A 24,529-nucleotide genomic window follows, 5' to 3' on the forward strand; every position below is an offset into this window, starting at 1 on the left:
GATGTGGCCGGCAATACCGCCAGCGCCAGCAATAGCGACAGCAAGGATACGGTGGCCACCATTGCCATCAGCAGTGATGGCAGTGGCAGCGATCACGTCTACAACAAGACCGAAAGCGGCGCGGTGGTGGTCAGCGGTACCACCACGGGTGTGGAAGCCGGCCAGACTGTCACCGTCACCTTTACTGACAGCGCCAACCACGTGGTCACCACCACGGCGACCGTGGCAGCCAATGGCAGCTGGACCGTTCCGGCCAGCAGCCTGAGCGGCCTGGTGGATGGCCCGGTAACGGTGAAAGCCAGCGTCAGCGATGTGGCCGGCAACCCGGCCAGCGCCAGCGTCAACGACAGCAAGGACACCACCGCCACCATCACCATCGGCAACGATGGCTCGGGCGGCGATCACGTCTATAACAGCAGCGAAAGCGCCGCCGCCGTGGTCAGCGGTACCACCACGGGCGTGGAAGCCGGCCAGACTGTCACCGTCACCTTCACCGACAGCGCCAACCACGTGGTCACCACCACGGCGACCGTGGCAGCCAATGGCAGCTGGACCGTTCCGGCCAGCAGCCTGAGCGGCCTGGTGGATGGTGCGGTAACGGTGAAAGCCAGCGTCAGCGACAAGGCCGGCAATACCGCCAGCGCCAGCAATAGCGACAGCAAGGATACGGTGGCCACCATTGCCATCAGCAGTGATGGCAGTGGCAGCGATCATGTCTATAACAGCAGCGAAAGCGGCGCGGTGGTGGTCAGCGGCAGCACCACGGGCGTGGAAGCCGGCCAGACGGTGACGGTGACCTTCACTGACAGCCAGGGCCACACGGCGACCAGCAGCGCCACCGTGGATGGCAGCGGCAACTGGACGGCCAGCCCGGCCAATCTGTCCGGCCTGAGCGACGGCAGCATCAGTGTCAGCTCCAGCGTCAGCGACAAGGCGGGCAATACGGCTAACGCCAGTGTGGCCGAAGGCAAGACTGCCACCTTGCCGGATGCCCCGGTGGTCGGCTTCCTGTCAAATGGCTTGACCAGCCAGTACTACAACGTGAACGACGGCAAGATCTCCAGCCCGCCGAGCGGCTCCACGTCCTTGAGTGTGGTGCAGGCCGACCTGCAGACGCTGAAGGCTGCCGCCACCTTTATCGCCACCAATCTCAACTATGGCGATGTGGGCGGGGTATGGCACGGCACGACCGAGTTCTCCAATAACCTTGGCACGACCGGCAATCTGTCCACCTTCCTGGGCGGTAATGCCACCAATCTGCAGCTAAACAGCAATTACACGACGACCACGCAGTCGATCATCCAGATGAATGGTGCCTTCAGCGCTGCCGCGGGCACCTACTATCTGAACGTGAACGCCGACGATGGTTATCAGATCAAGATCGATGGCCAGATCGTGTCCTCGATGACCGGCATTCAGTCGCAGAATGCGGCACCGGCCTCAGTCACCCTGGCCGCGACGGCGGGCAACCTGCATACCATCGAGATCCTGTATTGGGATCAGGGTGGCAATGCGGTGTTCCAGGCGGCCTTGTCCAACCAGCAGCTGGGCAATACCACAACCAGCGGCGTGCAAACCATCAGCCTGACCACCAACAACACCCTGACCGCTACCGTGACGCTGGACAGCACCGACCAGACTGATCTGAGCAAGGGTGGCGCGGTGACGATCAGCAGCAACACCGGTACCAATGTCACGCTGCACCTGAGCGGCAACAATCTGGTGGACTCCAGCGGAACGGTATACACCTACCAGAACGGGGTGATCTACCTGCCGGTGGTGGAACCGAGCACCGGCCAGACACTGACGGTGACCGCCACGGTCAGCGACGTGTACGGCAATGTGTCCAACCCGGGCAGCGGCAGCTATGCGCTGCCGAGCACACCGCCGGTCAGCATTGTTGCCGACACCAACCACGACGGCTATCTGAATGCCGCCGAGGTGACTGCGGCCGGCAGCACGATCAGCTCGACGGTGCAGCTTGACCCGGCGCTGATCAGTGCAGGTGGCAGTGCCAGCATCGTGGTGGTGGATGCCGGTACCACGACGACGCTGCAAGTCGGTTCCGGCGGTACGGTAACGGGGGCAGCCAATAATGTCTCTGGCAGCTACAACGCCACCACCGGCCTGCTCACCCTGACCATGAATGCGCCGGGTGATGGCAAGGCGGTGAGTGTGACCGCTACGCAGACCGACCACTACGGCATCAGTTCGTCCAATGGCACCGCGGCTGCCACCGAAGACATCAGCGCCCCGTCGGCGCCGACCGTGGTGATTGCCACCGATGCCAATAACGACGGCTACATCAACAAGGCCGAGCAGGGCAGCGCCACCACCGACACGGTGAACATCGGCCTGCCGAGCAATGCCAAGGCCGGCGACACGCTGAATGTCACCATCAACGGCGTGGTGCAAAGCGGCCATGTACTGACCGCTGCCGAAATCAGCGCCGGCAAGGTGGTGCTGACCCCGGCCACCCCGGCCGATGGCAGCACGCTGACAGTCACGGCCTCGGTCAGCGACCCGGCCGGCAATGCCTCGGCCAGCGTTAGCGACAGTGCCAAGATTGATCTGACGGCCACCATTGCCATCAGCAGTGATGGCAGCGGCAGTGACGGTGTGTACAACAAGAGCGAAAGCACGGCCGCCGTAGTCAGCGGCACCACCACCGGTGTGGAAGCTGGCCAGACGGTGACCGTGACCTTTACCGACAGTGCCAACCACGTGGTGACAGCTACCACGACGGTCGGTGCCAACGGGACCTGGACGATACCGGCCAGCACCCTGTCCACCCTGGTGGATGGTGCCGTGACCGTGAAGGCCAGCGTCAGTGATGTCGCCGGCAATACCGCGACGGCCAGCAATGTGGACCAACTGCTGACTGCCACACCGCATGATCCTTCGATCACGCCGGCAGCCTATGGCACATCAACCGGTCTGACCTGGCAGCAATGGAATGGCACGGTCAGCATGCCTTACAACGGGGGCAATGGTACGACCCCGGCCAATGTGGTGTCGACGCTCGACAGCACCACGGTCAAGCCGACCGCCACCACGACCATTAGCAGCATGAGCACGGTCAGCAGCAATGTCAGCACGGAAAATGTGACGACAGCAAATGGCAAGGGGATTGCCGACAAGGTGTCTGGTCTGATTTACCTGGAAGCCGGCCATACCTACAGCTTTAGTGGTGCTGAGGATGACTCTTTCTCGCTGAATGTGGGCGGTACGGTAGTGGGTACAGCAACCTGGGGTGCTGGTGGCAGCTTTAGCGGCAGCTATACGCCGACGGCTTCCGGCTGGTACACCATTGCGGCGTATCACGACAATGAAGCCGGTCCGGGCGCGTTCAACCTGAATGTCAGCGTGGATGGTGCTACTGCGGTCACGCTGGATACCAGCCATTTCGGTTTGGTAACCAGTGTCAGCGATCTGACCAATGCCGGGCTGACCGTCGGCTCTCTGGTTGGCAGTGGTGGCCAGGGTTACTACGTGCAGACCAGCGGGGCGTATAACATCTCGCTGGATAGCGCCAGCCAGACGGTGCTGAGCAATGGCGGGTCGGTGCATGTAACCACTTCCGCCGGCACCGATGTCAGCCTGCATCTGAGCAATGGCACGCTGACCGATGGCAGCCACACTTACAGCTACGCCAACGGTGTGATCGGTGTACCGGTCGCCATCAGCAGCGGGGCGGTAACGGTATCGGCTACCTTGCTTGATTCCGCTGGCAACAGCTCGCACACCATGAATGAAACGGTAGTGACCAGTGCTACCCCGGCAGCCCTCAGTGATCTGTCCGGTGTGGATACCTTCCGTTTCGAGCTGTCTTTCAATGGTGCGGCAGGAACCGGCTCGGCGCATAATGAGACGATCAACAACTTCAATGCCACATCGGTGACGCCGACTGGCACGGTCAGCACGCTGGATCTGCGCGACCTGCTGGTAGGTGAAAGCCATAGCGGCACGGCAGTGGGCAATCTGGCCAACTATCTGCATGTCACTACCAGCACGGTCAGCGGGGTAACGACCTCGGTGCTGCATGTCAGTGAAACGGGTCAGTACACCACCAACAGCAATGGCACTGCCCTGGATACCGCGCAGATTACCCTGAATGGTGTGGATCTGACGGCTGGGCATACCCTGACCAGTGATGCCCAGATCCTGCAAAACCTGCTGGGGAATGGCAAGCTGATCACCGACTAAGCACGCCGCAGCCCGCACAGCCGACAGCCTGACACGCTGTCGGCTTTTTTATTGTGCTCAGGCTGCCGTGCTGCCGGTTCCGGGCATGGAAAACCCCGCGTCCAGTGGCTGGAGGCGGGGTTGTGCCGGGCAGGGGGGAGGTCAGCTGATGGCCGGGCCAGTCAGGCAGTGCACCCCCATTTCGATGAGGGCGCTGGCGTCAGCCGTATCGTTGACGCCCTTGGCTTCCAGCCGCACGCCCATCAGCGAGGCCATGCGCAGCAGGCCGCGCAGCAGGGCGGCACGGCCCTCGTCGCTGTGAATGCCCTGGGTCAGGGTATTGTCCAGTACCAGATAGCTGATGCTGGCTTCATGCGTTCGTGCCACCAGCGCCATGTTGTGGCCCTGTATTTCTACCGCCAGCTGGTGGCCCGCCGGGCGGATGGCACGGCTGAAGGCAATGAAATGTTCCCAGTGCTCATCCAGTCCGGTTTCATGAAATTCGAAATTGATCTGGCGCTGCGGGTGTTGCTGCAGCAAGTGCAGGATGGCTGGCAGGAATTCCGGGTGATGCAGCGAGGCCGGCGACATGTTCACCGCCAGCACACCCTGCGGCCCCTGTTGCAGCGCCAGTGCCAGGGTATTGATGTCCAGCCGGTGGATCAGCCCCAGCCGGGCGGCCTGGGAAACCAGGCGCAGCGCGCCCATGGCCGGCACCTGCCCACTGGCCGGTCGGAACAGCATGCCTTCGTGCCACAGCACCGTCTTGTCCGGATCACATACCGGATACCAGCGCAGCTGTAGCGAGCCATCCTCGCAGGCGGTTTCCAGCAGCTGTTTCCAGTCGTAATCACTGGTCTGCTGCGGATTGCCGGCCCCGTCATCCAGTTTCCAGCTATTGAGCGGCTGGGCTTCGGCCACGCTCAGGCTATCGCTGGCACGGGTCAGCACTTCGCCCAGCTTGTCGCCACTCTGGAAGTGGGTGATGCCAATATGACCAAGGCCAGGCTGATCGGAGAGTTCCATCGTCCAGTACACCGGCCACAACAGGCAGAGCTCATCCGCCAGCTTGCAGGCTTGCGCGGCAGCCAGCTCGGGACAGAACAGGGCAAAATCGGCACCACGCAGGCGGGTGGCCATCCAGCCGCGATGGTGCTGGCACTGGGTGGACAGGTCGTCGGCCACGCGCTTGAGCAGGGCATCGGTGCGGCGGCCGCCCAGGCGCTGGTTAAGCTCGGCCAGGCCGGCAATGCGGATCAGCAGCAGATGGCCGCTGGCCGGGTCGGCTTGCGGGTCGAGCAGGCTGGAGAAGCGTTGCTCGAAGGCTTCGCGGTTGGGCAGGCCGGTGCTGCTGTCGGTCAGCGCGGCCCGCCGTAGCTGATCCACCTCGTCGCGCAGGCCAAGCAGGTAGTTTTGCAGCCGTTCCACCATATTGTTCATCGCGCCCGCCACCTCGGCCAGCTCGGGGATGCCGGGAACGGGAATGCGCATGAAGCGCTGTTCACTGATGGCGTGTGCCTGTTCGACCACCGCATGCAATTGCTTGCGCAGGCTGCGGATATCGAAAAAGCCGAGCAAACCGGCTGCCAGGCCAATCACCACCAGCCAGAACACGGTTTGCAGCGCACCCAGCCATAGCGAATGGTAGGCATAGCCCAGGTGCGCCACCACCACGATGCGCCCAGCCTGCAGCCAGCCATTGCTGACCTGGGCCTGGCCGCTTTGCGGTCTCAGCGGCAGCAGACGGTGAAACCAGGCCGGGGTGTCTTCCAGCCCGTTACTGTTGCGCAGATGGATGGCGGCATCGCCAGGGACGCCTTCCCAGCGCACCTCGGCAAAATGCCCTTGTTCGAAGGCGGCGCTGAGCAGGGTTTGCGCCATCACCGGGTCCGCCTTGTACTGGGTGACCATCAATGCCAGTGCGTTGGCGGTATCGGCGCTCTGGGCGCTCAGTTGCTGCTCCAGGTAATTGCGCGCATTCAGCAGATTGGCAATCAGCGCGCCGCCGATGGATAGCGTCACCAGCAGCAACAGCAGCAGCCACAGCCGCTGCACCAGGGAAAATTTACGTGTCATCACGGGCATGTTCAGAAAGAAAAGCCTTCCGTTTTCAGTTTATCCAGCAGCTGTTTCCAGCGGGTCAGCCGGTTGACATTGTTGTTCTGTGTCGCCCCCACCCAGATGCTTTCCATATTGAAGCTGAATACCGGAATCAGATCGGGGCGCTGCGAGGCGGGCTGGATGCTGGTGATCAGGTTGTCCAGAATCAGCGGCTCCACCGTGGGCGTGGGATAGTATGCCAGCACCATGTGGGCCTGGGTGATATTGCTGCTGGGGCCTCCTATGCGCGCCTTGACATAGGTCAGACGAATCTTGTCCGGCGACACACCCAGCAGGCGCAGTGACACATACTTGCCGATGACAAATCCCTTGCAGTCCGCCATGCCCTTGCCGAAGGTTTCCAGGGGGGTGGCCCAGTAATCTTCCTGTCGCCATACCTGGCTATTTTCGGCATAGGTGATGCGGCGATTGAAAAACTCGTTGACGTCTTTCAGGCGCTGGCTGTCGCTGCTGCCCGCACTATTCAGCATGCTTTGCCATTCGCGATACAGGCGCTGCGCCTGTGGGCCGTAACGCGCTACCGTCTGTTCGCTGGGCAGGCTGCTGCCAGTGACGCCAACACAGAGTAAGCACAACAGCAGGGGCAGCAATAACAGCCGCACTGCCGCCGCCGGGAGGGAGCGCGGCCGCGGGAGGGGTAAGGGTAGGATTCTCGCTGCGCAAAACTGGGGCATGATATTGATCTGGCACAAAAAGTTGCAGCGGTCAGAAATTTCCGTGTGTATAATTTATCTGTATTGAGTTTTAGTTTTTAATTATAAATAAACAAGATATTTCATATGGGGTAGTATTAATGAGAAGTCTACAGAAATCCATCAGATTGTCAGTGGCATTGGCACTCGGCGGCATTACTGCAGTACTGCCACAGCATGCCTTGGCGATCGATGTAGATACGGCCGTACAGCAGGCGGTGCTGAATAATCCGGAAGTGCTGGCCAAACTGCATCAGTTTCGCGGAGCGGGACAGGATGTGAATGTAGGCCGCGCCGGTTATATGCCCACTGTCGATCTGAGCTACGAATCCAATCGCCAGCGTTACGACTACCCCAGCAATGCCGGTGTGGCCAATCAAAATTACACCACACGTGGCTGGACGCTGAGCCTGAACCAGAATCTGTTCCAGGGCTTGCAAACCTATAATACGGTCAAGCAGCTGGGTTACGATCAGCAAGTGCGCTATTTCGACTTGCTCGATACCTCGGAAAGCATTGCCCTGCAAACCATCCAGGCCTATCAGGATGTGCTGCGCTATCGCCAGCTGGTGAATAGCGCGCAGGAAAACTATGCCATTCACAAAGGCATTTACGAACAGATCGAACAGAAGGTACAGGCCGGTGTCGGCCGTCGCGTCGATCTGGAGCAGGCCGCCGGTCGTCTGGCCTTGGCCGAGACCAATCTGCTGACCGACACGTCCAATCTGCACGATGTGTCCGCCCGCTATGCCCGTCTTACCGGCAGCGAACCGCCGGCCCAGCTGAACGAGCTGCCGGTGCTGACCGAAGCCTTGCCGCGCAACAACGACCTGATCAAGGACGCCGTCTTGCACAACCCGGCCTATCTGGGTGCGCTGGCCAATATCCGCTCTGCTGCTGCCGAAGTGAATGTCCGCCGCGGTGCGTTCTCGCCCACACTGGACTTGCAGGCCAGCAAGGCGCCCACCGACAGCTATGACGGCTACAACGGTCGCACCAATATCTCCTCGACCGCCATCATCTTCAACATCAACCTGTTCCGCGGCGGTGCCGACCGCGCACGGCTGGGGTCGGCTGCCGAGAAGCTGAATACCACCAGGGATCTGCGCGACAAGGTTTGCCGCGACATGCGCCAGACACTGAGCATTGCCAACAACAATATTCTCAAGCTCAAGGTGCAGATGAACTCGCTGCGTCAGCATGAGCTGTCCACCGAGAAGGCGCGTGATGCCTATCGCAAACAGTTCGACATCGGCCAGCGTACCCTGCTGGACGTGCTGGACAGCGAGAATGAATTGTTCGACGCCCAGCGGGCCTACATCAATGCCCAGTCTGATTACAAGGTTGCCGAAGCCACGGTGCTGGGCAACTCCGGTCGCCTGCTGGAAACGCTCAGACTGAAACCGGTGGAAAGCTTCCAGACCGACAGCAGCCTCAGTGATGAAGAGCAGAATGCCTGCAGCACGGCCTATACCGCTCCCACCCTGATCGATGTGCAGTCGATCCAGGCGCGCCACTATGATGCGGCGACTGTCGAGCCGGTGGCAGCCCCGGCGCCCGCGGTTGCGGCCGCTGCTCCGGCGGCACCGCAACCGAAAAAGACCAAAAAGAAGAAAATCGACGCTTCGATGGCCAAATAAGCGCGGCGCACAACATACCGCAGCGTCCGTGGGGCAAACTGTGCCGACACGGGCTGCTGCAGGTGTTGTCAGCGGCACCAGGCAGAACGGGACAGCAATGTCCCGTTTTTCATTGGGAGAGTGTGGCAGAGGACAGCAAGCGCTGCCGTGCAGACCTGAGCGACAGGGCTGGATGTACAGGGCAGGCGGAGAGGTGAGGTGGCCGACAGGAGGGCGGCCTGCTGCCCGCTGACGCATGCAGCAGGCACGGCAGCACCGCCCCCGTTCCGGTATTACATTCGCTTCCTGTCAGGCAATGGCGCAGCACGCCAGCGCGATTTCGCCATTGCCGGCTGATCAGGACATCTTGATGAACTTGCTGACGCGATCTCCCGCGTCAGCCTGCTCGGCATCCGCGCCATTTGCCAGGTCGGCAGCTTGCGGCGGATTGAAGGCAGATTCCTGCGGTTCGGTACGCAGGCGGCTTTCCAGTTGCTGCACGGTTTCTTCCAGCACGGTCACCTTTTCCTGGGCGCTGACCGCCTTGCTGCCGAATTCGTGCAGCTTGGGCAGCATCTGGTTCAGCTTGTTTTCGTTGGCGGTGTTGATGCTCAGCTGATGCGACAGCTGTTTCTGGGTGGCGATCAGCTCCTGGGTCTGGCGGTCATAGGCCATGGACAGCTCCAGGCGCAGGCGTTCCAGTTCGTCACGCTCCTGTTCCCAGGATTTTTGTGCGGCGTACAGATTCTGGTTGGCGATTTTCTTCGCGCATTCCCAGACGCTGGCCAGCATTTCATTGTAGATCTTGGACAGTTCTTCAGGCGTATTGCCGCTCAGCTGGGCTGCGGAGGCCGGCAGCACCTTGCGCCACTCTTTCAGCACCTGGCTGGCGGTGACCATGTCGATGCCAGCGAGTTCCCGGACCTTGTCAAGCGCCGGCATTTCGCTTCTCCCCGATTGCTCGTACAGCAGATTGGCAATAGAAAAAATCCGATCCCTGACTTCAGTCGGCACTTGCATCCGATTATCCATTTTAACTCTCCTGTCTAATTGCACTCCTACCTGGTTTATCAGAATACCATTGTCGGAAGTGCTAAATTGCTAACCTACAGTTTACCACCCAAAGTGGCCAAAGTGAGCCAACGCCATAAATGGTACATAAACACATTAAACCAGCCTGAACCAGACCATTGGTCGCTATTCAGCTACGATTCAGCTGGCAGTGCCGGAGGAAATCTGCTGCCACTCCATCGGCGGGCCTGTTTCGTCCATCCCTTACAAACAAGATGGTGACGGCTGATCAGGCCGGCACCATCTTCATTAATCGGCAGATGATTATCCGGATGGATTATCAATTTGCCATGTTTTATTGCAGGATGATTGCCGTGTGACGGCAATCATCCGGCTAGTTCTTCAACTGCTGTTGCAGCTTTTCGATCCGCTTGTTCAAACCATCCATCTTGGTCAGCGCCTCGTCAATGGAGTGCAGTTTCTTTTGCAGCTCTTCGATGCGGAGGTCTTCATTGCTCATGCTGGTCTGGGCCGCGGCCGGTTTGCTGACGGGGGCTGGCCTGGTGTTGGTGACCGGCTTGCCAGGGGTCTTGCCAGAGGCCTGGGCAGTGGGTTTGCTGGCCGGCTTCAGCACCAGTTTTGTCTTGAGTGGCAGTTTGTCAGAATGCAGGATTTTATCAATCTGGCCTTTTGATACCGCCTTGATACGGGAGGTATCGGGCAGCTGGAGCAAGGCACCCTGCTTGAGCCGGTTGGGATTGCCGCCGACAAAAGCATGCTTGTTGGCCAGATACAAGGCAGCCATGGTCTGGTTGATGCTGGTATTGGCGGGTTTCAGCTGGCGGGCCAGGCGCCACAGGCTGGCACCACGGGTGGCCCTGATCTGCTGCGGCGTGGTGGCAGGCTTGGGCTCTGGCTTGCTGGCGGCTAGCGGAGTGCTGAGCGGCTCGCTACGCACCACGGTCTCTGCGGCAGGCGGCTGCGGCGGTGTGCTGACTGGAGCAGGGGCAGTGACCGGCGCGGCGACGGTGCTTGCCACAGGGGCGGCTGCCGGTGTCGCCACCGCAGCCAGCACAGGGCTTGCCACCGGGGCCGCTTGTGCCGGCGCGGCGACGGTGCTTGCCACAGGGGTGGCTGCCGGTGTCGCCGCCGCTGCCAGCACAGGGTTTGCCGCCGGGGCCGCTTGTGCCGACGTGGCGACGGTGCTTGCCACAGGGGCGGCTGCCGGTGTCGCCACCGCAGCCAGCACAGGACTTACCACCGGGGCCGCTTGTGCCGGCGCGGCGACGGTGCTTGCCACAGGGGCGGCTGTTGGTGTCGCCACCGCTGCCAGCACAGTGTTTGCCGCCGGAGCGGTGTTCGGGCTCAGGAATGCATTGTATTCCCGCACTTGCCATTTGGATAAAGCCTCGATTTTAATGGCAAAGCGCAGATGAGGTTCGTCAATGGGTTGATTCGAGCTGATATGAATCATGCCACCCTGATCGGAAGAAAGCAGGGTAAAGCGCAGGGATGACAGAAAGCGGGAAGAATAAGCATCGGGGTCGCGGACTTCGGTTTCGCTGGCCAGCGCGATTCTGGCATTGTCCAGCTCCTCGGCAGTGAATCCGACCAGATTAATATCAGCCTGAAACGGTTCGCCCAGGTGTGATTTGACCTGTAAATCTCCCAGGCCGGCCAGTGCATTGGCCGAAAGGAAGGAAGATACAATCATGCTCCCCAGCTTGATTTTATCGCAACCCGACATGATATTGCTCCAAAAATGATTTCCATAAACAGGCTATGGATGCGGCCATTGCAGGGTAGCTGGCCGCTGGAATTTTGATTTGTTAGTGTGCACTGCCGATTATTATTTGCCAGGCAATCATTATTTGCTGCGGTAAAACAATATCGCGGCGGTTGCGCTGGCAGGCTAATCATTTGCGGCTTTATTTATTATGTTCAGTGCGCTATCCTGTTTATTCCTGCCGGACACGCACAGTTTAAAGCGGAATGGCGACACAATAGCCACGCCGTGATTTTTGTCAGCCGCTTTTGAACGGTTGCCCGAACCTGCCGCCTGCTCTGTACCGCAGCCACGGTTTCATTGTTCCCTGTCCGTCTGGCGCAGCACTGCTGCCCGCGCCTGCCCCGGTACTGCCGGAAAGCCAGCCGAAAGCCTGATCCTAAAGCTGTTTTATTGCGTCTTTTCGCCCGGTTTGCTGGTTGCCCATCGTTTTTTCAATGTTTTGCCAACAATTTTCCCGATTTGCCTAAAGACTTTTCCTTTTAAACAGCTCATAAATCTGCTGAGTTTGTAGGCATTGTACTGTCCTGTCAATCGCGGAAGTGCTTGTCATGTCCGGGCCCGGATTCCGCTCTGAAGCGCGTGTCTGCAGTCCGGCATGGCCAGGTCTGCCGGGCAAGCTGGCTTGCGCGTGATCAAGGCCGGATCGCGGCGGCCGGCGCTGGCCAACAGCGATGCGGCAGCCGTGTCACGACAAGCACAAGGCCGCCCGGAGAGCGGCCTTGCCAAGGGTGAAACCGGCTGGCGGGGTCAGACGCGGAAGCGGTTCAGGCTGTCATTGAGGGCGGCCGACAAGTCTTTCAGCTGCTGGGCCAGTTGGTGCGATTCCTGTACCGAGCGGTTGGTGCTGTCGTTCATCTGGGCGATCTGCTCGACATTGCGTGCCACATCCTGGCTGGCCTGGCTTTGTTCCTTGATGGCACCGGCGACATCGCCGATCTTGTCTACCGAGCGTTGTGACAGATCGCGGATCAGTTGCAGCGAAGTAGCCACCTGCTGCGTGCTGCTGACACCGGTCTCGATGCGGGTATTGGCTTGCTGCATGCTGTGGAAGGCTTGCTGGGTATCGGTCTGCACCGCGGAAATGCGCGAGGAAATTTCGGCCGTGGCCACGCTGGTGCGTTCGGCCAGCTTGCGTACTTCATCGGCCACCACGGCAAAGCCACGCCCCATTTCGCCGGCGCGTGCCGCTTCGATGGCGGCGTTCAGTGCCAGCAGATTGGTCTGGTCGGCGATGTCGCGTATCACCTTGACGATGTCGCCGATTTCGCCGGAGCGCTGGTTGAGCTGGTCGATGACGCGCGAGGTTTCGGTAATGCTGCTGGCGATCTGGCGGATTTCAGCGGCAGCCTGGATGGCCAGCTGGCTGCTCTGGGTGGCTTCGCTGGTGGCGTGGCGTGCCTGTTCTTCCACGCCCTGGGTGTTGTCCGACACCATGTGGATGCTGACGGTCATCTGTTCGATGCTGGCGGCACAGGCGGAAGCGGCTTCCGATTGCTGGTGCGAGGCCTTGGCCACATAGTCGCTGACCTGGCCCAGCTGGTCGGCCACGCCGACCAGTTGCGAGGAGTAGCCGTGCGATTCCTGGATCAGCGTGCGTACCGTGCCGACCAGATCGGCCACCGAGCGGCCCATGCTGCCCAGCTCATTGCGGCCCAGATCGGGAAACTGGTGGGTCAGGTCTCGGCTTTGTGCCAGATGCTGGCTGCTGTCGCGCATGCTGTTGAGCGGGTGGCGGATGGAGCGGATGATCAGCCAGGACAGGGCCAGGCCCAGCAGCAGGGCGATGGCCAGCAGCGCCAGCACGGCGATGCGTACCGAGGCCGAGGTGGCATTGATCTGGCTGCCCAGGGCATTGACGGCTTCCACGGCCGACTTGCTGATGGTCTGCAGCATGTCTTCCATCTGGTGCACGTTTTCCTTGTACTTGCCAATGGCGGCATTGCCGTCGGCCGGTGTGCTGATGCTGCCGGCTTCCACCTGGGTGCTGACCGCGTTGAAGCCATCGGCATAGGCTTGCAGCAATTCGCCCTGCCGGGTGACCGGGCCGGTGAGCGTGGCGCTCAGGCTGTTATTGCCGTTGTTCAGTTCCTGCAGCAGGGCTTTGACCGTTTCCTGTGCCTTGGCATAGGTTTCTTTCCATTTGCCCAGATATTCGCTGCGTTTTTCCAGTGAAGCGATATTGAGGAAATAGTCTTTCTCGTAGCGACGCAGATTGCCCATGTGCACGCGCAGCTGGGATACATCACGGAAAAACACCAGTTCATGGCTGGCAACGTCGTCGACGCGCTGGTCGATGCGGCCCAGTCCCTGCAGGGTGATGCTGCCGATGATGGCCAGCGCCAGCAGCAGCAGGCTGAAGCCTATGGTGATGCGCGCGGCGATGGATAGATTTTTCATTGAATTCCCCGAGCCTCGTGGCCAGACAGATGGATGACGAATGGGTGGCTGCATGCTTTTGCAATCAACATTCTGTCTTCTATATGACTTGATGATTGCACCAGGGGTCGGACTGGATTTTATTGTTGTCGCCAGCGCCGCTGTGACCATGCCTGCCACACCCGGCCGGCACATTAGCATGGTATTGCTTAACAATCACCCTTTGTTGCTAGGTTGTTAGCTTGGCAAAGCCAGACCAAGGGCCTGGTAGGTATTGGACCAAAGGGCAGGTGTTAAGGTATTCAAGTCCATATTTCTCAATTCGGCCATGATCATGGCGAATTTTTGCAGATTGGCCGGTGCATTGGGCTGTTGCGTGGCCCATTGCGGGCGGATGTCGGGGGCGTCGGTTTCCAGTACCAGCGCATGCAGCGGCAGCGTGGCGGCCAGCTCGCGGATACGGCGCGAGCCCTCATAGCTCATGGCGCCGCCAAAACCCAGTTTGAAGCCCAGGCGGATGAAGGCATCGGCTTGTTGCCGGCTGCCATTGAAGGCATGGGCAATGCCACCGGGCACCGGGATCTGGCGCAGGTATTTCAGGATGCGATCCTGCGCCCGGCGCACATGCAGCAGCACTGGCAGATCGTATTTGCGTGCCAGTTTCAGCTGCTCCACCAGCAGTTGCTCCTGGCGGGCGGCATCCAGTCCCGGCACATAGTAGTCCAGCCCGATTTCACCCACCGCCACCGGGGCATGCTGTTGCAGATGTTCTTCCAGGCGCTGCAGGTGATCATCCATGTGGCGTTGCAGATAGATGGGGTGCAGGCCAAAGGCAATCCAGCAGCCATAGCGCTGGCGCATGGCCAGGCTGTCGGCAAAGCTGTCGCTGTGGATGGAAGGCAGCAGCAACTGGCCGATGCCGGCGGCCTGGGCTGCGGCGACGATGGCATCGCGCTGGCCGTTGAATTCCGGCGCATCCAGATGGCAGTGCGAGTCGATCAGGCAGCAGGCGGGGGCAGGCTGAAAGCGCATGGCGGGCTCCACGGGGTGAGGCGCATGTTGTAACACGATCCGGCCGGCGCCTGCAGGCTTAGTGCTTGCTCAGCAGCCGCATGAAATGGCCAATCGACATCGGCTTGCCGAACAGATAGCCCTGGAAGGCGCGGCAGTGCTGTTGCAACAGGAACTGGCGCTGGCTGGCGGTTTCCACCCCTTCGGCGATCACTTGCAACTGCATGCTGCCGGCCAGGGCGACAATGGTGCGGATGATGGAGACATCGCTGGCATTGCTGTCGATGTCGCGCACGAAGGACTGGTCGATCTTCAGCTGGTCCAGTGGCAGGCGCTTGATATAGGACAGTGAGGAGTAGCCGGTGCCAAAGTCATCCAGCGAAAAGCCCACGCCATCCTGTTTCAGTGCCTGCATCTTGCGCACCGTGTCGTCCACATCCTGCAGCAGCAGGCTTTCGGTCAGTTCCAGCTTCAGTTTGTGCGCCGGTGCGCCGCTTTGTTGCAGGGCCATCCGGACCATGGCAACAAAGCCGGGCTGATGGAACTGGCGGGCGCTGACATTGACCGACAGTTCCAGCCCGGCGGTGGCAGGATCGGCCGCCCAGGCGGCCAGCTGGCGACAGGCGGTATACAAGACCCATTCGCCCAGCGGCACGATCAGGCCGGATTCTTCGGCCAGCGGGATGAAGCTGGCCGGCGACACCAGGCCGTAGTCCGGCCGCTGCCAGCGCAGCAGGGCTTCGGCTCCGGTGATGCGGCCTTCGGCGTCTACCTGTGGTTGATAGAACAGCTGGAATTCCTGCTGTTGCAGTCCGCGGCGCAGGTCGGCTTCCAGCTCGGCGCGGGCGGTGACCGCCTGCTGCATTTCCGGATCGAAAAAGCGCAGGGTATTGCGCCCGGCGCCCTTGGCCTGGTACATGGCCAGGTCGGCCCGTTTCAGCAGTTCTTCCACTGTGGTGGTATTGCCGAAGAACAGGACCGCACCCAGGCTGCAAGTATTGTGGTGGGTGCCTTCCAGCATGGGGTAGGGGCGGGCGAGCGAGTCCAGTATGCGCTGGCCCAGCTCGCGGGTTTGCTGCGCGGCCTGCTGTTGTTGCGGGCTGAGTCTTTCCAGCATCACCACGAATTCATCGCCCCCCAGCCGCGCCACGGTGTCGCCGTCGCGCAGGCAGTCATTCAGGCGCAGTGCCACTTCCTGCAGCAGGCGGTCGCCCATGTCATGACCCAGGGTGTCGTTGAGGGTCTTGAAGTTGTCGAGGTCGATAAACAGCAGGGCGCCGGTTTGCTGGTTGCGCGCGCTATTGTCCAGCGCCACCTGCAGCCGGTCCAGCAGCAGGCGGCGGTTGGGCAGCTGGGTGAGCGGGTCGTAAAAGGCCAGTCGCTTGATCTTGTCTTCCGCCGCCTTGCGCTGGGTGATGTCGCTCATGGTGCCGACGTAATGGCTGACCTTGCCATCCTCGCCCAGTACTGCGCTGATGCTCAGCCATTCCGGGTAGATTTCGCCGTTCTTGCGACGGTTCCAGATTTCCCCCTGCCAGGCACCCAGTTCGCGCAGGCTGTGCCACAGGCGGCGGTAGAAGGCCGGGTCGTGCCGGCCCGACTGCAGGATGCTGATCTTGCGGCCCACCACGTCCTCGGCCTGGTAGCCGGTGATTTTGCTGAAGGCACTGTTCACCCGCAGGATGACGGTATGGCAGTCGGTGACCACCATGCCCTCCTGCGCCTCGAAGGCGGTGGCGGCGATGCGCAGCAGCTGCTCGGCATGCTTGCGTTCGGAAATATCGCGCGAGGAAGCATACAGATAGCGCCGGCCGCCGATATTCATGGCCTTGGCATTGACCTCAACCTCGATCTGGCTGCCATCCTTGCGGCGGTGGCGGGTTTCCAGGCGGTAGCCCTGTCCGCTTTCGTCCTGCAGCAGCTGCTCGAACAAGCCGGCGGGTACGGCATCATCCCAGTCGGACAGTTGCAACTGGCACTGGCGCAGTTCATCCGGGGCATAGCCCAGCATGCTGGCAAAAGAATCGCTGAATTCAGTGAGCCGGCCATTTTCATCCAGGATGTGGATGCCGTCTGCCGCCGTCTGCAACAGCGCGGCCTGGCGCATGGTTTCTGCCAGCGCCGCGTGTTCGGCGGCCTCGCGCTCCGAGGTTTCCTGTGCCAGTGCACGGGTGCGCAGCGCCACCAGCAAGGCCAGCTCGGCACGGTGGCGGCGCAGCTCCAGCATCTGCCAGGCCAGCCAGCCCAGCAGCAAGCTGATGCCCAGCACCAGCGCACTATTGATGCCGATGCGCTGCTGGTTGCGCCAGCCATCCTGTGGCTGCACATCCAGCGTCCACACCCCGTTCGGCATATTGATGTGGTAATGCACCGGATCGCTCAGTGCCGGGTTCTTGCTGTCTGCGCCGGCAATGATCTGCACCTGTCTGGTGTCCGGATGCAGCCGCCACAGGCGGTATTGATAGCCGCGCTGCGGCAGCCAGTTCAGCCCCGCCCCTTGCAGGACATCGGGAAAGCGCACCAGCGCGATGGAAAAGCCCCAGAAGTGCGGTTTGCCATCGCTGTCGCGGCCAATGAAAATCGGCAGGCGGCCCACGGCGCCGATGCCGCCCTGCACCAGCGGGAAGGGGCCGGCCAGGGTCATCTGGCCGGTATCGCGCGCCATGAAGGCTTCCTTGTTGCGCGCCGGGTCGGCCAGCAGATTGTGGCCGATGGCCTTTTCATTGCCCTTGAGCGGATAGATCTGCTGCACCACGCCGGCGGGGGCCAGCTGCAGCGACATCACGCCGGGATAGTAGACGATCAGCGGGCGGGCAAAGGTGTCAAACTCGTTCAGCTGGCCATGGCCCTGCCGCACCATGGCACCCAGGGCATAGGTGGAGGACAGGGCGCGGTCAATGGCTACCCTTACCGCATTGCCACGGTCGCTGGCATCGGCCAGCGCCTGGGAGCGGGCAACTTTTTCGTCTTGCCGCGCGGCGACATACACCACGCTCATGCCGACAAGGCAGGCAAGCAGGGCGACCAGCAGGCTGATCAGCCAGGAGCGCCAGATTTTATTCACGTTAGCCAGTACAGAAGGATGAAAAACGGCAGCGCAGCGGCCGGATCGGCCAGCTGCCAGACCCTGGCAGGCAGCCTGCACATACAGGCTGCTAGTTTACTGAGCAATTTCCGAGCTTGTCATGCCGAATGCAAACCATTTCGCACTGTTTTGCGCCTGATCAGTTGCCTGGCGCGAAGCGGCGGCGGACGGCCCCGTGCCAGCGCCATCCAGCGCAGCCCTGCTGCCGCATGCGGCCCTGCTTCTGTCGGCCTTGGCATTCCCAGCGCAGAGGGCTGGCGCGAAAAGCCAGCACCCGCCCCCTGCGACAATTGGTCACATCCCAAGCGACTGGCAAATTGCTAATCTCACCCGGCTTGCTGAGCAAACAATTGTTTGCCAGCCGCGCCAGCAGGCCCGTTTTGTGTTCCCCACCAGCCGGAATGGGCTTGCCAACAAGATGGCAGGCATTGACCTCGCCCGCATTCCATTCCGTTGCTCACTTGGGAAACATCATGCAATACCATCAAAAGCCTGCCGTGCTGGCAGTGACCCTGGCCTTGGCCGCGCTGTGTCAAGGCGCGCTGGCCGAAGACAATAACGCCCTGCAAAGCATGCCGGAGGTGGTGGTCCACGGCACGCGCCCGGACAGTCTGGCTGCTGGCAGCACGCTCGACGCGGCCCAGCTGGCCGCCCAGAAAGCCCGCAGCAGCGACAGTGCCCAGCTGCTGCAGGACATCCCCGGCCTCAGCCTGCATGGCGCAGGCGGCTTGTCCAGCCTGCCGGTGTTGCGCGGTCTGGCCGACGACCGCCTGCTGGTCAAGACCGATGGCATCAGCCTGATTGCCTCCTGTCCCAATCACATGAACTCGCCCTTGTCCTACATGGATGCCAGCAAGGTGGACAGCGTGCAGGTGTATAACGGCAGCGCCCCGGTCAGTGCCGGCGGCGACAATATCGGCGGCGTGATCGTGGCCAAGGCTGCCGCCCCGCGCTTTGCCGAAACCGGACAAACCCTGCTCACCGGCCAGATGGGGGCTTATTACCGCAGCAATGGCGATGCCAGCGGTGCCAACCTGTCCGCCACGGTGGCCAATGACCATGTCAGCATCAACTACAGCGGCTCCACCGCCCGTTCCGGCGATTACGACGCCGCCGCCCCCTTCAAGAAAGCCGGTGCGTCCTCTGGCCGCGCCTGGCTGGATGGCACCACCGTCGGCTCCTCTGCCTACAACACCCAGAACCACGAAGTCAGCGTGGCCTGGCGCGATAGCTACCAGCTGCTGGAAGCCAAGGTGGGGGTGCAAAGCACCCCGTACGAAGGCTTTGCCAACCAGCGCATGGACATGACCGACAACAGCAGCAGCCAGTTCAACCTGCATTACAACGGCCAGTTTGGCTGGGGTGAACTGGATGCGCGGCTATACGACCAGTATGTGCGTCACAGCATGAACTTTGGTGATGACAAGCAAACCGTTTACGGTATCTATCAAAATGGCATGCCAATGGACACCGCCAGCCATACCCTGGGCGGGGCGCTGCTGCTCGACCTGCCGCTGGGCCAGCGCGACAAGCTGAAGCTGGGCAGCGAATTCCAGCGCTACGGCCTGAATGACTGGTGGCCGTCTGCCGGCAGCGGCATGGGCATGATGAGCCCCAATACCTTCTGGAACATCAAGAACGGCACGCGCGACAAGCTGGACCTGTTTGCCGAATGGCAGGCCGACTGGACCCCCCAATGGCGCAGCATCCTGGGCCTGCGTGCCTCCCAGGTAAAGAGCAATGCTGACAATGTGGCGGGCTATAACAGCATGGCCTCCTATGCCACCGATGCCGCTGCCTTCAATGCGCTGAACCATCAGCAGACCGACCACAATATCGACCTGTCCGCCCTGGCACGCTACACCCCGTCGGCCGGGCAGCAGTACGAACTGGCCTACGCCCAGAAAACCCGCTCGCCCAATCTGTACGAGCGCTATACCTGGTCCAGCATGGGCATGGCCGCCATCATGAATAATTTTGCCGGTGATGGTAACGGCTACTTTGGCAACCCCAACCTCAAGCCGGAAGTGGCGCACACCCTTAGCAGCAGTGCCGACTGGCACGCCGCCGACGGCAGCGCCTGGGGCCTGAAAATCAGCCCCTACTACAGCTATGTGCAAAACTACATCGATGCCCAGCGTTGTGGCACCAGCCTGTGTGGTGGCAGCAGCAACCTGACCAGCACCAACAGCTATGTCACCCTGCAATACGTCAACCAGAACGCCCAGCTGTATGGCGTGGATGTCAGCGGCAAACTGCGGCTGGCCAACGGGCCGCAATACGGTAGTGTCGATGCCACCGCCCAGCTCAGCTATACCCGCGGCGAAAACCTGACTACCGGCGACAACCTCTACAACATCATGCCGCTGAATGCCAAGCTGGCGCTGGTGCACAGCCTGGGCCAGTGGAGCAATACCGCCGAACTGCAGCTGGTGCGTGCCAAGACCGATGTCTCGGCCGTGCGTAATGAAATCAAGACGCCGGGCTACAGCCTGTTCAACCTGCGCAGCCGCTATGAGTGGAAACAGTTCAGCGTGGATGTAGGGGTGGACAATGTGTTCAACCGTTACTATGTGCAGCCGCTGGGCGGGGCCTATACCGGCCAGGGGATGACCATGGCCAAGAACCCCAGCGGGGTGGGTGCCTGGGGGACGGGCGTGCCGGGTGCCGCCCGTTCGCTGTATACCGCGCTTAATTACCGTTTCTGATTGCCGGAAGCCGGCAGGCCACGCCAGGCGTGGCCGCAGAAACCACAGCCGGACTGCGACAAAATGTCGCAGCCGGCTTTTTTCATGAAGGGAAATGTAACGGAGCCGCGGGCTTGCCAGATAATCGGGGCGCTCGCTTGAATGACAAAGGTTGATAACAATGAACAGAAGCAAACTTGGATTGCTGGGCAGCGCACTGCTGCTGGCCGGATTCTCCAGCCAGGCGCTGGCCTGTGCCAGCTGTGGCTGTACCTTGAGCTCCGACTGGGAAAGCCAGGGCTTTACCTCGCAAGAGGGCCTCAAGCTGGATATCCGCTACGACTACCTGAACCAGAAGCAGCTGCGTCAGGGCAGCCACACCATCTCCGCGGCCAATGCCAGCCAGGTGACCACCCCGGACGGGGATGCGCAGGAGGTGGAGAAATACACCAAAAACCAATATCTGACGCTGGGTCTGGACTATGCCTTCTCCAGTACCTGGGGTGTCAATGTGCAAGTACCGTACATCGACCGCCAGCACAGCACGCTGGGGCAGCGGTCGGATGGTAGCAGCCCGGCGGATGGCGCCTATGACTCGCACACGCAAAGCCTGGGGGATATCAAGGTACTGGGCCGTTATCAGGGCCTGACCGCCCAGCATAATCTGGGCCTGCTGTTCGGCCTGAAGCTGCCCACCGGCAGCCATACCCAGACCGGTACCTCTACCGACCCGTCCAATCCGGGGGATAGTGCCAGCATTGACCCGGGTTTGCAGCCGGGCACCGGCACCACCGACCTGATTCTGGGCGTGTATTACTTTGACGCGCTAAACAAGAACTGGGACTACTTTGCCCAGGCGACCGTGCAGAAGGCGCTGGATACCGTGGACGAATATCGCCCCGGCACCGGCTACAACGTGAACGTGGGCGTACGTTACATGGCCTGGCAGGGCATCACCCCGCAGCTGCAGCTCAATACCCGTTATGTGATTCACGACCATGGTGCCTATGCCGACCCGGTCAGCACCGGCGGCACACTGATGTATCTGAGTCCGGGGCTGTCGTTTGCCGTCAACAAGCAGACCACGCTGTACAGCTTTGTCCAGCTGCCGGTCTACCAGAAGGTCAACGGCGTGCAACTGGCTCCGCGCTATACCGCCAGCGTTGGCGCGCGCTTCGCCTTCTGATGAAAAACCGGGGCCCTGCATGGCCCCGGTATTATTTTGCCTGCAGCCAGGGGGTGACTTCTGCCTCCAGCACCTTCTCGTCCACGGTCGGGCTGCCCACGCTGCCATCGCGCCGCAAAATGCCCTGGCGGTCGATGACAAAGGTCATCGGCAAACGCCAGATACGGCCAAAACCGGCTAGCTTGCTGTCGCGGCCTACGGCACCGGTGTAGGCAAATTGCTGCATGATGGCGCGTACGTTCTGGTCCTCGCTGGCTTCATCCATGCTGACGGCAAACACTTGCAAGCCTTGTTGCTGATGGCGCAGGTAATAGTTTTGCAAGGCCGGCATTTCCTCGCGGCAATAGCTGCACCAGGTAGCCCACAGATTGAGCACCACCACTTGCCCCTGCAATTGGGCAGAGGAAATGGTCTGGCCATCCAGGGCATGCAGGACAAAGGGTGGAACCGGCTGGCCCACCTCCAGTGAAGCCGACCGTGCCGGCAGGGCGGTCAGCAATAACAGGGCAGCAAGCGCCAACAGCTTGGCGGGGGGGCGGATGAACATGGCAGGACCTGTCAGTCAAGGAAGGTGGCGAATACAAGCTGGCGGCATGATAGCGCGTATTCTGCCCGCGCAGCAGCCTGCATCAGCGCCGCCATTAAACCCTGCGACAATTTGCCACATTTTTAATTCCGGCCAACTGATTTATATTGCATTACGCAATACAAGCACTCCAAGGCTTGCTAGCCCATTTGCATCACTGTCCTGACCAGACAGATAAAATGCCCGCCCTGACCAGGTGGGCATTTTTATTGGCTAAATAAAACAGGCTGATCAGCTATTGCGACAAAATGCCACATTCAAAAATACCCGCCATGCCATTACACTGTCCACACCTCAAACAAACTTCAAACATTTGTTGAGAGCCGCCTCCCCCGGGGCGGCTTTTTTTATGGCATGACTGTTTGCTGCGTGGCTGCGGCAATATGTCGCAGCCGCGCAGCGCTTGAATGGCCGGGTGTTTGCTGCCTTGCGACATTTGGTCGCATTTATCAATATCCATTTGTATGGCATGGTTTTGTCCGCGTCTGTCATTTAAGAGAATTGCGATGAAAGACAAAAAGAAATACCGCCGGGATATTGCCTGGGTGTTGATTGTGAAACTGATTTTACTGACCCTGTTATGGTCGGTTTTTTTCCGTGAACGGCCGGCGGTGGTGCCGGCCAAGGCCGCCACGCACTGGCTGCAACACGAGGAGCTAGCACCATGAATGAAGCACTGGTCGATATATCGCGGCTGCAGTTTGCCGTGACCGCCCTGTATCACTTTCTGTTTGTACCGTTAACATTGGGCATGGTGTGGATTCTGGTTATCATGGAATCCGCCTATGTCATTACCAAACAGGAAATCTACCGCGACATGACCCGCTTCTGGGGCAAGTTGTTCGGTATCAATTTCGCGCTTGGGGTGACCACCGGTATTACCATGGAATTCCAGTTTGGTACCAACTGGGCGTATTACTCGCATTATGTCGGAGATATTTTCGGCACCCCGCTGGCCATTGAAGGGCTGATGGCCTTCTTCCTGGAATCCACCTTTATCGGTCTGTTCTTCTTTGGCTGGGACCGGTTGTCACGCGGTAAGCATTTGCTGGTGACCATCCTGATGGCCATCGGCTCCAATCTGTCCGCCTTGTGGATCCTGATTGCCAATGGCTGGATGCAGGACCCGGTAGGTGCGCATTTCAATTACCAGACCATGCGTATGGAAATGAGCTCGATGTGGGACATCGTGTTCAACCCGGTGGCACAGGCCAAGTTCGTCCACACCGTCAGCGCCGGTTATGTAACTGCCGCCTGCTTTGTACTGGGTATTTCCAGCTGGTACATCCTGAAAGGCCGTGACCTGCCGTTTGCCCGCCGCAGCTTCCGCATTGCTGCGGCCTTCGGTTTTGCTTCGGCCTTGTCGGTGATTGTGCTGGGGGATGAGTCCGGCTATACCGTGGCGGAATCGCAGCAAACCAAGATTGCCGCCATGGAAGGCATCTGGAATACCGAGCCGGCACCGGCTGCGCTGACCCTGTTTGCCATTCCGGACCAGGCTAATCGCACCAATCACTACGAAATCCGCCTTCCTTATGTGATGGGCCTGATTGGCACGCGCTCCACCAGCAAGGAAATCCCTGGCATCAATCAGATTGTGGCGCGTAACAAGCAGCGCATTCTGAATGGTCAGCAAGCGGTGATTGCACTGGAAGCCCTGCGCAAGGCACCGCAGGATGCGGTTTTGCGTGCCGCCTTCGAAAACAAGCAGGGCGACCTGGGCTTTGGCCTGCTGCTGAAAAAGTATGTGGCTGACGTACGCACCGCCACCCCGGCCATCATCGACCAGGCGGCCTGGAGCACCATTCCCGATGTGGCGCCGATGTTCTGGAGCTTCCGCCTGATGGCTGGTCTGGGCTTCAGCTTCCTGCTGCTGTTTGCCTGCGCCTTCTGGTTCTCGCTGCGTAACCGCTTTGCCGGCAAGACCTGGCTGCTCAAGTGGGCGCTGTTGTGGATTCCCATGCCGTGGATTGCCGCCGAACTGGGCTGGGTGGTGGCCGAATATGGCCGCCAGCCGTGGACGGTATATGGCTTGCTGCCTACCCATCTGTCCACCTCTTCGCTGACGGCGGGCAGTGTGGTGGCTTCGCTGACCGGCTTTGTGCTGTTCTACACCGGCCTGCTGATTGCCGAAATGTTCCTGATGGTGAAGTACGCCAAGCTGGGCCCGGCCAGCCTGGG

The 24,529-nt window shown here is 60.6% G+C and carries 14 protein-coding genes; 6 read left to right on the forward strand and 8 right to left on the reverse strand.

Annotation, left to right across the window (positions count from 1 at the left end; all coding sequences use genetic code 11):
* The coding region (locus tag DFR38_RS20315) for a beta strand repeat-containing protein (RefSeq protein WP_146216031.1) at positions 1 to 4,206 on the forward strand (4,206 nt) is incomplete at its 5' end.
* 141 nt (positions 4,207 to 4,347) lie between these two features.
* Here the strand turns inward: DFR38_RS20315 and DFR38_RS20320 are convergent.
* Together DFR38_RS20320 and DFR38_RS20325 are read right to left on the reverse strand one after the other, a co-directional pair.
* Positions 4,348 to 6,261: a bifunctional diguanylate cyclase/phosphodiesterase gene (locus DFR38_RS20320; RefSeq protein WP_059286352.1), complete on the reverse strand. Its 1,914-nt coding sequence runs from the start codon at positions 6,259 to 6,261 to the stop codon at positions 4,348 to 4,350.
* A gap of 11 nt (positions 6,262 to 6,272) precedes the next feature.
* Positions 6,273 to 6,908 (reverse strand): transglutaminase-like cysteine peptidase, encoded by a 636-nt coding sequence (locus tag DFR38_RS20325; RefSeq protein WP_239688703.1) that lies wholly within the window; start codon positions 6,906 to 6,908, stop codon positions 6,273 to 6,275.
* A 224-nt stretch (positions 6,909 to 7,132) separates the two neighbouring features.
* On the opposite strand from DFR38_RS20325, the gene DFR38_RS20330 reads away from it, so the two are divergent.
* Entirely contained in the window at positions 7,133 to 8,638 is a 1,506-nt protein-coding gene (locus tag DFR38_RS20330; RefSeq protein WP_158527782.1) for a TolC family outer membrane protein, read from the forward strand.
* Positions 8,639 to 8,974: 336 nt separating this feature from the next.
* On the opposite strand, the gene DFR38_RS20335 is transcribed toward DFR38_RS20330, so the two are convergent.
* The 5 genes from DFR38_RS20335 to DFR38_RS20355 form a co-directional block, all read right to left on the reverse strand.
* Positions 8,975 to 9,649 (reverse strand): DNA-binding protein, encoded by a 675-nt coding sequence (locus DFR38_RS20335; protein WP_082693488.1) that lies wholly within the window; start codon positions 9,647 to 9,649, stop codon positions 8,975 to 8,977.
* A gap of 373 nt (positions 9,650 to 10,022) precedes the next feature.
* Positions 10,023 to 11,342: a type IV pilus assembly protein FimV gene (locus DFR38_RS20340; protein ID WP_146216032.1), complete on the reverse strand. Its 1,320-nt coding sequence runs from the start codon at positions 11,340 to 11,342 to the stop codon at positions 10,023 to 10,025.
* A gap of 822 nt (positions 11,343 to 12,164) precedes the next feature.
* Positions 12,165 to 13,814, reverse strand: coding sequence for a methyl-accepting chemotaxis protein (locus tag DFR38_RS20345; RefSeq protein WP_059287219.1), 1,650 nt, complete (start codon positions 13,812 to 13,814; stop codon positions 12,165 to 12,167).
* Positions 13,815 to 14,030: 216 nt separating this feature from the next.
* A complete protein-coding gene (locus DFR38_RS20350) occupies positions 14,031 to 14,825 on the reverse strand; it encodes a TatD family hydrolase (RefSeq protein WP_059287220.1) in 795 nt (264 codons plus the stop codon).
* A gap of 58 nt (positions 14,826 to 14,883) precedes the next feature.
* Positions 14,884 to 17,868, reverse strand: a complete 2,985-nt coding sequence (locus DFR38_RS20355) for a bifunctional diguanylate cyclase/phosphodiesterase (protein WP_110313867.1) — start codon at positions 17,866 to 17,868, stop codon at positions 14,884 to 14,886.
* Between the two features lie 494 nt (positions 17,869 to 18,362).
* On the opposite strand from DFR38_RS20355, the gene DFR38_RS20360 reads away from it, so the two are divergent.
* Both DFR38_RS20360 and DFR38_RS20365 read left to right on the forward strand, forming a co-directional pair.
* A complete protein-coding gene (locus tag DFR38_RS20360; protein ID WP_059287361.1) occupies positions 18,363 to 20,597 on the forward strand; it encodes a TonB-dependent receptor in 2,235 nt (744 codons plus the stop codon).
* A gap of 160 nt (positions 20,598 to 20,757) precedes the next feature.
* The gene (locus DFR38_RS20365; RefSeq protein ID WP_082693714.1) at positions 20,758 to 21,762 is read left to right on the forward strand and encodes a hypothetical protein; all 1,005 of its coding nucleotides are present in this window, start codon (positions 20,758 to 20,760) and stop codon (positions 21,760 to 21,762) included.
* Between the two features lie 31 nt (positions 21,763 to 21,793).
* Here the strand turns inward: DFR38_RS20365 and DFR38_RS20370 are convergent, their stop codons facing one another.
* The gene (locus DFR38_RS20370) at positions 21,794 to 22,309 is read right to left on the reverse strand and encodes a TlpA disulfide reductase family protein (RefSeq protein WP_059287359.1); all 516 of its coding nucleotides are present in this window, start codon (positions 22,307 to 22,309) and stop codon (positions 21,794 to 21,796) included.
* A gap of 545 nt (positions 22,310 to 22,854) precedes the next feature.
* Here DFR38_RS20370 and cydP point away from each other — a divergent pair.
* Positions 22,855 to 23,016, forward strand: a complete 162-nt coding sequence (gene cydP / locus DFR38_RS21335) for a cytochrome oxidase putative small subunit CydP (RefSeq protein ID WP_158527783.1) — start codon at positions 22,855 to 22,857, stop codon at positions 23,014 to 23,016.
* Positions 23,013 to 24,529 (forward strand): cytochrome ubiquinol oxidase subunit I (locus tag DFR38_RS20375; RefSeq protein WP_110313868.1); only part of this gene is annotated, 1,517 nt, incomplete at its 3' end. The genes cydP and DFR38_RS20375, both read left to right, overlap by 4 nt.

The organism is Aquitalea magnusonii, from assembly GCF_003202035.1.
GTDB classification, from domain to species: domain Bacteria; phylum Pseudomonadota; class Gammaproteobacteria; order Burkholderiales; family Chromobacteriaceae; genus Aquitalea; species Aquitalea magnusonii.